1 protein-coding gene is annotated in these 10,465 nt (G+C 69.3%); it reads right to left on the bottom strand.

The window, feature by feature from the left end; genetic code table 11:
- Positions 1 to 161: 161 nt before the first annotated feature.
- The gene (locus tag EP7_RS04645) at positions 162 to 9,887 is read right to left on the bottom strand and encodes a hypothetical protein (protein WP_463526427.1); all 9,726 of its coding nucleotides are present in this window, start codon (positions 9,885 to 9,887) and stop codon (positions 162 to 164) included.
- Positions 9,888 to 10,465 lie beyond the last annotated feature (578 nt).

The raw sequence follows: 10,465 nt of genomic DNA, 5'->3' as shown, positions 1-10,465 counted from the left end.
TTTACAAGACAAAAGTTGTTTTTGCAGTGGTATTTTTTATTCCGAGGACTTTAACGGGTTCGTTGGATCGCGAATCGGTACAAATTAAGAGGCTTGCACTCGTGCGTGATGTACTGCCCCCCGGCCGGGTGGCGGGGGGCAGTACGACTCGCGGGCCGAGATCAGGGCAAATTGCCCAGCGTCCCGTGGATATCGTTGTCGGCCGTGCTGGCCGAATTAAACGTGACGACCAGGTTCTTCCGCCGTGATCCGGCCCCGGTCACATAAAGCCCGCCTCCGACCCCCCCACCGTTCGCGCCGTTGGTCCCGAATAGGCCGCCCGAGCCGCCCGACCCACCGATGGCCTGGTTACCGGCGAAGAAGCCGCCGATGACGGTATCGATGGCGTCAAGGAGTGCGTTGTCGGCGACGAAGACGCCGCCTCCCAGGGCATTGCCGCCGGCACCTCCGGTCCCCTTGAACGAGGAGCTGCCGCCGTTGCCGGCCTGTGCCACGTTGGACGTGACCTTGCCGCCGGTGAGGGTGACCTTGCCCGCGGTGACCGCCAGGCCACCCCCCAGTGCGTTCCCTCCGGCTCCGCCGGTGCCCCCTGTGCCGGTGTTGCCGCCGTTGGCCCCCTGGGCCCGGTTCGAGCCGATGGCGATGTTCGTCAGGGAGACGGTCCCCCCCGATGCGATTGCCCCGCCGATGCCCGAACCGCCCGCCCCTCCGGCGTAGCCCGCGCCTCCGGAACCTCCCGCGGCGCCGAGGGCTTGGTTGTTGTTCAGCGTGGTGTCGGAGACCAAGCCGGTGCCCGACTGGATGGTGATGCCGCCGCCGATGCCGCTGCCGCCGTTGCCGCCGGAGAGGATCGACCCGTTGCCGCCTGTCCCCCCCTTGGCCGTGTTGTAGTTGACGGAGAACTTGCTGACGGTGATGCCCCCGCGCTCGCGGATGCTGACGGAATAGATCCCGCCGCCGGATGCGGTCCCGCCGTTGCCCCCCGCCCAGCCGTTTCCGCCGCTTCCGCCTGTGGCGCTCGTGAAGGAGATGGAGCCGGTGGAGAGCGTCATCGATCCCGCGTTGGCGATGGCGCCTCCGAGGGCGTCGCCGCCGTTGCCCCCATTGCCGCCGACCCCCGCGCCGCTCCCCTTGCCCCCGGCCCCAGCGTTGCCTCCGGTGGCCGAATCGAGGAAGAAGCTGACGTTGGAGGCGGAGAAGGACAGGCCGGTGTTGATGATCGCGCCTCCAGAGGCGCCCCCGCCGTTGCCGCCGTTCCCACCATTGGCCATGTAGTTCGGCGCGAGACCGCTGTTGCCCCCCGCGCCGCCGTTGCCGCCGCTGGCCGTGTCGGAGTTGAAGGCGTGCGGCCCGACGAGGGTGAAGCCGTCGCCGAAGTTGGCGATGGCCCCGCCGACCGCGAAGCCGCCATCGCCGCCGGCGCCGCCGGCCCCTGTGCTGCTCGTCCGGAAGGCGACGATCCCGCCGTTACCGCCTGCGCCTCCGTTTCCGCCGGTCGCCTTGTCATCGGTGAAGTTGGTCTTGGTCCCGACGGTGAAGTTGGCACCCTGGTTGTAGAGGGCCCCGCCTTGCGCGCTCCCGCCATTGCCGCCGCTGCCGCCGTTGCCGCCGATTCCCGGGGTGTTATTCCCTCCGTTGGGCGTTGGCGCACCGTTGCCCCCTGCATTGCCGCCGTTGGCGCCGTTGCCGGCCGTGGCACTGTCGCCGGTCAGGGTGTAGTACGCCGGCAGGAGGAATCGGGCCGCAGAGTTGGCGATCGCGCCTCCGAGTGCCGATCCGCCGTCACCGCCGTTGCCTCCGTTGCCCCCCAGGGATCCGTTGGCGTTGCCCCCGAAGGTGACCCCTCCGTTGCCGCCGCCATTGCCGCCCAGTCCCCCGTTGCCTCCCGTGGCCTTGTCGCGTGAAAGCGAGTCGAACTTGGCGTTGATGTTGAAGACCTTGGGATAGAACGGGTTGACCGGGTTCCCGCTGGCGGACGCGGTGATGACGTCTCCGACGACGAGCGCCAGGGGCGTGGTATCAATCGAGGGGATATTGTTGATGGCACCGCCCTGCCCATTACCGCCGTCGCCGCCGTCGCCGCCGGCACCGCCCGCGCCTCCGTTGGCATTGCCACCGAGGGTGAACCCCCCGTTGCCGCCGCCGAGCCCTCCAGCGCCCCCCTTCCCGCCGTTGGCGGAGTCATCGGTGAGCTGGACGAGGTTGACCGTCAGGTTCACCCTCTGGTTAATCGAGGGAGGGAGGACATTTGCCACGCCGATGTATTCGGTCGGCACGGCATTGGTGAGCGTGCTGAAGGTCGCGACGACGAACCCGTTGCCGGTGTTATCGATGGCTCCGCCGAATGCGGCGCCGCCGTTGCCTCCAGCTCCCCCGGAACCGCCGGTCCCGCCGAGCACCTGCCCCAGGCCGAAGTTCTGGCCGCCATTGCCGCCGCCCAGGCCGCCGGCTCCTCCGGCGCCGCCGTTGGCGCTGTCGTTCACCAGGTTGGTGATGTTGAGATTCAACGAGTTGGCCGTGACGTTGAAGAAGGGCGTGTTCAGCGTGCCGTCCACCTTACCGGCGACGACCAGGCCGTCGGAGACGACGAGGACAACGGAGCTGAACGAGGCGATGACGACCCCGTCGGCCGTGGTTTCGCGCTGGCCATCGTTGCGGCTTTGGCCGTTGTTCTCGATGGCGCCGCCGCGTGCTTCTCCGCCGTTGCCGCCATCGCCGCCATCGCCGCCGATCCCGCCGTCGGCGTCTCCGATGCCGGCGTTACCGCCGCCGTCGCCGCCCATGCCACCGGCGCCGCCATTGGCGCGGTCGCCGGAGAGAATGCGGAGCGTCGCATTGCCGTTGACCAGGGAAATCCCCTGTCCTGGCCCTGCGGCGGGAGAAACGGCCAGGGCACTGAAGGTCGCCACGATGAGGCCGTCGCCGGCGTTGTTGATGGCACCGCCGAAAGCCCCGCCGCCGCTGCCCCCATTGCCACCGTCGCCTCCGACCCCGCCATCGGCGTTTGCCGTCCCGAGGCTGGCCCCTGCGTTGCCCCCTCCGTTGCCTCCCTTACCGCCCGCCCCGCCGTTGGCCGAGTTGTCCGAGAGCAGGGTGAGCTGGATGTTGAGGGTGTCGACAAAAATCTCGGGCCCGATGGGGGAGGACGAACCAGCCGAGCTGAAGGTCCTCACGGTGCTGAAGTCGGCGATCAGGAAGCCGTCTCCTGAGTTGTCAACGGCACCGCCATACGCCGCGCCGCCGTTACCCCCGTTACCTCCGTTGCCCCCGAGACCGCCGGGTGTTTCCAGGTTGACCGGCAGGCCCACCGGGGCACCCCCCACGGTCGTCAGATAGGTTCCGCCGTTGCCGCCCCCTGCGCCGCCGATCCCCCCCGCACCGCCGTTGGCGGTGTTGCCCGAAAGCTCGCGAAGGTTGATCGTCGGGAAATGGAGGAAGATCTTCGTCGCCGCGGGCGACCCGGCCACCTGAGGATTGACCGCGCTGAAGGCGTACGACTGGAAGCGGTCGCCCGTATTCTCGATCGCACCGCCGCGTGCCTGGCCGCCGTTTCCACCGTTGCCACCATCGCCGCCAAGGCCGCCGCGGGCACGGCCAACGACCGCGAGCCCGCCATTGCCTCCGCCGGTTCCCCCCGCACCGCCCGCTCCTCCGCTGGCGGAGTTGTCGGACATGGAGGTGACGTTGATGCTCACGGCGAAGATGTCGAGCAGCGGGATAGCGGCCGGGGTGCTCTGGCCCTGCGAGGTTCCATCCGAGATCGTGCTGAAGACCGAGACGAGGAAACCTCCTGTGGAGTTCCAGATCGCGCCCCCCGCCGCACTGCCTCCATTGCCTCCGTTGCCCCCGTCTCCGCCCACGCCGCCATCGGCATTGCCGATGTTCGCCGTCAGGCCGCCGTTACCGGCCCCTGCGCCGCCGGCACCACCCGCCCCGCCGGTGGCCTTATTGCCCGAGAAATCTCGCAGACCGAGGGTGAGGAACGACAGCAAGTTCTCGGCCACAGTGTCGGTGCCGCCATCAGCCTTGAGCTGAAGGCGTCCGGAATTGAGGCTGAGGGTGCTGAAGGCGGCGAACGTGAATCCGGCGCCACGATTGTCAACGGCCCCGCCGGTGGCTGCACCGCCGGCTCCGCCGTTGCCGCCATTGCCGCCGCTATGGCCGTTGGCGTTCCCGCCGGAGAGTGTCACCCCACCATTGCCGCCGCCGGGCCCGCCTGCGCCGCCGACGCCGCCGAGGGCGGAGTTGTCATTCAGCACGTTGTACTGAATGTTCAGGAATGCGCCGTTGGCGAGATTTTCCAGCAACAGCAGCGCGTTGCCCGAGAGAATCCCGGCGCTGCTTGTCAGGAGGCTGAAGCCGAGCACCGAGAACGAGCTGCCGGTGTTGGCGATCGCCCCACCGTTGGCCGCGCCACCCGCGCCGCCGTTGCCCCCAGCCCCACCTAAGGCCCCGCTGGCCTCGGTTCCCAGGAAGCTAAGGCTCCCGTCGGCGCCCCCCGCCCCACCCAGAGCACCGGCGCCGCCGATGGCCGAATTGCCGTTCAAGAGGCTGAGGTTGATCGTCGATCCGAGGCTTCCCGGAGGGACAGCCGACGAGTCCGCGGACGGTGTGAACGCCGAAACCGTGAACGAAGAGGCCGAGTTGTAGATTGCCCCCCCCTGCCCGGCCCCACCGCCACCGCCGTTTCCACCTGCACCGCCGTTCGTGTGCCCCCGCGTGATCGTCCCTGTGAAGGACTGGACGGTGAGTAATCCGCCACTCCCGCCAGCTCCGCCGACGCCACCAGCTCCGCCGATGGCGGAATTGCCGGCCAGGAAGACAAGGTTGGACGGACTGAGCTGCGCCCCGGTCGTCCCCAAGCTGCCCGGGGATGGGAATCCAGACGCGGGCGACGCGATGACATACATGAATCCGGTGCCAGAGGCCGTATTGAAGATGGCACCTCCCTGTCCGGCACCGCCGACCCCGCCGCTGCCACCGTTGCCGCCGTCGGACGAACCGCCGACTGCGTTGCCGCGGATCGCGGTGATGGAGACGGTGCCGCCCGTGCCTCCAAGGCCCCCGGCGCCCCCCACACCGCCGGTTGCCACGTTATTATTCATGGGCGTGAGCAGGACGAAGGCCGAGCTGCCTGTGTTGAACAGGGCACCGCCACGTCCGTTACCGCCCGAGCCGCCTGCGCCGCCGAGGCCGCCGCCCGCACTGCCGCCGCTGGCGTTACCGACCTGCGTGGTGACGCTCACCGTACCGCCCGAGCCGCCCGTTCCCCCTGCGCCGCCGGCACCGCCGGTCGCCCGATTGCCCGTCATCAGGTCGAGGCTCAGCAAGAAGCCTGTGCCCGAGTTGTAAACCGCGCCCCCCTGCCCGTCGCCGCCGGCACCGCCGTTGCCGGCGGCCCCGCCGGTTGCTGAGCCGAGGATCGCGCCCGAGGCGCCAATCCCCAACGTCCCGAGGTTGATCAGACCTCCGCCACCGCCAACGCCGCCGCCACCACCGGCTCCGCCGCTCGCAAGGTTGTTCGTCAGCGTGCTGGCGCTGATCACGGCACGACTGCCCGAGTTGAAGATCGCACCGCCCTGCCCATCGCCGCCGGCACCGCCGTTGCCTCCGAGCCCGCCGAGTACGGTGCTGAATGGGGTGAGGATGATGCCGCCGACGAAACTGCCGAGGCCGCCACCCCCGCCGGCTCCGCCGGTCGCCGCATTTCCGGTCAGCTCATTACGATCGACGACGAGGCCCACCCCCACGTTAAACAGGAACCCGCCCTGGCCGTCGCCGCCATCCCCGCCTTTTCCGCCATTGCCCCCGAGGGCCGTGAGCAGCGGTGTGGCGATGAGGCTGCCGATCAGGCTGCCCGCACCGCCCGCGCCCCCCGCGCCGCCGGTGGCGGAGTTGCCCGTCCGACCGCTTCCAGCCAGGATCTGCAGGCCCGCTCCGAGGTTGAAGATTGCCCCGCCCTGGCCCGCCCCGCCCTGGCCCCCGGCGCCGCCATTTCCGCCGGTGGCTAGCAGCCCCGGCGTCACATTGGCGGTGCTCAGCGAGACGCTGCTGATAATGCCGCCGAGGCCCCCTCCGCCGCCGGCCCCGCCGGTGGCCGAGTTATTTTTGATCACGGCAAATGAAGGGATGCTGAACTCGTCGATCGCATCCCAGATGCCGCCTCCCTGTCCAACGCCACCAGCACCGCCCGCGCCTCCCGTGGCGCCAAGGGCGTTGCTCGTGGAGGCGACCACCACGCCCCCGACGAAGCTGGCCGAGCCCCCCGCGCCGCCGGCACCGCCGGTGGCCTTGTTCCCGGTGAGCGTCAAGACGATCGGTGTCGTGACCTGTGAGGTCACTGGAGAGGTGGTTGAGGTCGAGAACGTGACGTCGGTATCAGGAAGGTAGAGCCCGCCACCCAGGCCTGCCCCGCCCTGACCGCCTGCGCCACCATTCGTCCCGGTCGCCGCGCCGGCATTCACCTTAATATTCAACGCACCGCCCGAACCGCCCGCTCCGCCGGCCCCGCCAGTGGCCGAGTTGTTGATAATCGAGACGGGCAAGTTGAAGGTGAGCGCCCGACCCTGCTCTTGCTCAAGCCCCGAGGTGGTGTAGATTCCGCCGCCTCGGCCGTCGCCACCGGCGCCGCTCGCTCCGGCGCTCCCCCCGGAACCCGCGGGGAGTGTGACGGGCGTGCCCGAGACGGTCGAAAGGCTGAATGAGCCGCCCCCGCCGCCTGCCCCCCCCCTGCCGCCGGTGGCGGAGTTGCCGTCCACGACGGTGTTGTCGATGACGGCAACGGTCGCGTTATTATAGAGGCCGCCTCCGAGCCCGAACCCACCCGCTCGCCCGGTCCCGCCGGAGCCGTTGTTGGCGGTCTGGCTGAGCCCGCTGACGACGACCACGATCCCACCGGATCCACCGACTCCCCCGTCCCCGCCGTTGCCGCCGGTGGCCGCATTGCCGGAGAGGGTCGAGCCGACGATCGAGAGCTGCGGACCGGAGTAGAAGATGCCACCGCCGTCCGCCTGCCCTGCGAAGCCGCCACTTCCGCCGGCACTCGCCGCGGGGCTGGCATTCAGAGCAAGTCCTCCAGCCCCTCCCGCGCCCCCAGTTCCGCCCGACCCGCCGATGGCCTGCGACGCCGAGACCGTCGTCGCGCTGAAGCCCGCCGGATTAAGCCCACCGACGAAGAAGCCGCCGCCGGCGGCGTCGCCGCCACTGCCGCCGATCCCGCTGGCCCCGGCGGCCTGAACCCCGAAGGTTGGCGTCGGGTCGATGAACAGCCCGTCGTTGGCCGCTGCACCGCCGCCGCCGCCGCCGCCGCCCGACCCGGCTGTGGCCGTGGCCTGCGAGACCTGAGTGCGCAAGACGCTGACGGCGCCTCTCGACCTGCCCGATGCGACGTAAACACCGCCGCCCGAGGCGTCGCCACCGTCACCGCCATTCCCGCCCGTGCCGCTCGTCCCGCCAGGCGCCGTCGTGAAGGTCGACGACGTATTCACGGCGCTGTTCAAGACGACCGCACTCGGGGTGATCACGATCGGCGGTAAGTCGGGAATCCGCAGCTCGAACTTGAGCGTCAGATTCGTGTTGCTGGGGTTGTTAACCCCGCCACCGATCTGGACCCCGATCGTTGTCGAGTTGCCGAAGCCGCCCGCGCCGCCCGACCCGCCGGGACCAGCACTCCCCCCGGCCCCGGCGATCGCCGTGCTCGACGACACGGAGTCATCGGTCATCGACAGGCCGCCCTGACCGACACTGATCGAGCCGCCCGAGACCGAGCCTCCCAGACCTCCACTGCCTCCGCGACCCCCGGCGCCGCCGGCGGCCCCATTGCCTCCATTGCTCGAGAAGGCCGCCAGCTTGATCGGCCCCGGGGCGAACATGACGCCCAGCCCCGCAGCCGAAGCCGCGACGAGTGACGATTGCGTCGTTGCGCCCTGAGGCGTCCTTAGAAGCGAGAATGGATCGAGGTCGATGACGAACGTCACCGCGAAGTCGATGCGCAAATTGAATTGGAAATCGACGAGGAAGGAGAAATGAAGGCCCACCCCGCCCGAGCCACCATTACCGCCTGCCGCGCCAGCGCCACCTGCCCCGGCGATGGCCTGGTTGCCGAAGAACGTGCTGCCAGCTATCGCCGGCGCGACCGCGACAACGGCGACCGCGCCGCCCGACGCACTACCGCCGAAGCCGCCGTTGCCCCCTGCCCCGGCCGTCCCCCCGACGCCGGCATTGCCACCGACCCCGGTGTCGGTCGAATCGCCGCTCGAAGTCGAGAAGAGCGTGGCGTTGATCGGGATGTCGAACGAAGGATTGAAGTCCCCGAACGGCGTCTCGATGCTGATGCCCGCGGTGAAGTCCCCCACGAAGACGGAGAATCCGACGCGGATCCCCACGTTGAACCGAGTGCCCGAGCCACCTGCGCCCCCGTTCCCGCCCACGCCTGCTGAGCTCCCAATCCCCGCGATCGCCGAGTTCGTGAAAAACTGGCTCTTCGTGATCGTCGGAGAGCCCGTGCCAACGAAGATCCCGCCGCCGAAGGCAGACCCGCCGCTGCCGCCATTGCCGCCATTACCGCCGTTGCCGCCGACTCCGCCATTGCCGCCATTGCTGCCGTCACCGTTGGAAGCGGTCAGCGAGCCGCCCCCTCCGTTGCCGCCATTGCCGCCGTTGCCGGCGAGCCCGCCCAGCGCAGCGATCGCCTGGTTCGTCGAGATCACGCTGGCGTTGAGGGAAACAACCCCCGACGAGGCGTAAATGGCGCCGCCGAATGCCGATCCGCCCGCCCCACCATTCGCCCCGCTCCTCCCGGTGCCGCCATTGCCGCCGACGCCCCCCCCCTTGGCACCATTGACCGGATTCGCCAGACTGATGGACACCGTCCCGTCGCCACCATTTCCCGCGTTTCCACCATTGCCGCCCAGCCCGCCGGGGCCGCCTATGGCCCTGTTCGAGGAGATGCTGGTGCCGGCGATTGTCAGGTTGCTGCCGACGAAATAGAGCCCGCCGCCCATGGCATCGCCGCCGACGCCGCCAGCGCCGGAGAGGCCACCGTTGCCGCCCTGGCCGCCATTGCCGCCGATGGCGGCCGTGGTGATCGCCTGGGTTCCCGCTCCGCCGTTGCCACCGTTCCCCCCCCTGCCGCCGTCGCCCGCCGGCCCGCCGACCGCCTGATTGCCCGTCACTGTGCTGCTCAACAGCGTCAGCGAGCCGCCAGCGAAGTAAACCCCGCCCCCCATCGCGGCGCCGCCGTTGCCACCAGCCGAGCCGTTACCGCCGTTTCCCCCGTTTCCGCCGCTGCCGGTCGGGTTAGCCGGCGCCGAGAGCCCGTCGGCGCCGTTGGAGCCGCTCGCCCCCGGCAGGCCCTTCGCCTCGCTGGCGCTGACGATCACGTCGTTGAGCGTCAGGTTGGAAAGCCCCGCATAGATCCCGCCACCCTGGCTGCCGTGCGGAGAGGTCGAGATCGCCCGTCCCTGGGTGACCGTCAGGCCCGCGATCGTCACGTTCAGCAGGTTGCCCGTGCTCGCCGACCCGGTGATGTCGATCACCCGCGAGTTCAAGTTGGCGCTGATCGCCAGCCGATTCGACCCGGGACCGATGATACTCAGACTCTTGGAAACGATGAGTTCGCCGGTCGTGAGCACGATCGTCCGGCCGATCAACGAGTTGCTGAATGTGATCGTGTCCCCCGCCGCCGCCGCGGCGATCTCGTTGCGCAGGGTCCCGGTCCCGCTGTCCCCAAGGCTCGTGACCATCAGGGTGGCCATCAACGTCCGGTCTTCCAGCCCGAAGCCCGGCTGAGTGGACCAGAGCCAGTCCGGCCGCCGCGCCCGTCGTCCCTCGCGTCGATCCCGTCTCGTGGCCCGATTCTTCCCCAGAGCTCGCAAGTCGTGTGACATGGAGGACGTCTCCTGGTGTTCGTCAATTCATGATCTGCCGACGCTTTATGCGTCTAATTACAACGAATTCATGCGGAGATAGTCCCCGGCCCTGCGGCGAAAAACGCCCCCGCACCGACTCCTTCGGATGCGAGGCCTGGCTCGTGCGGCCCGTGCCGCACTCGGGGACTGCGAGGGACGGCTGAAGAGACGGCGACGGGCGACCGGCCTCAGGACCTTCGGCGATCGTCCCTGGCGGACGGCGCAACTCGGCGGATGCGCGGCCCGGCGGCGCGGCATCGCGGTTCGTTTGATTCGTGTTGCTGGCGGCTCGGCCCCGAGCACACGCTCCTCGACACGAGCGACCCCAACCCAAGGCACGAATACACATAACCAGCGGGGACATAGATAGCAACTTAATAAGTGAAATTTCTCAACACGGCTCATGATATATGCATTCACTCATTCATGCAGCCTTGCCGGGGCGGGGGCTTCGCCCCCGGCCCCGCACCCCAATCGGGCCCGTGTTAGTTAGGCTTCTCACCGACTTTGGCTCGATCGGCCCCTCCGCCGCGAGCTAACCCCCGCGGGGAGAACGA

The organism is Isosphaeraceae bacterium EP7, from assembly GCA_038400315.1.
GTDB lineage: Bacteria > Planctomycetota > Planctomycetia > Isosphaerales > Isosphaeraceae > EP7.
Note: the sequence above shows the minus strand (reverse complement) of the source record. Positions and strands in the feature narration are given on the sequence as shown.

Coding starts and splice junctions, on each gene's coding strand:
- EP7_RS04645 (WP_463526427.1), bottom strand. CDS start 9,887: ATGTCACACGACTTGCGAGCTCTGGGGAAGAATCGGGCCACGAGACGG.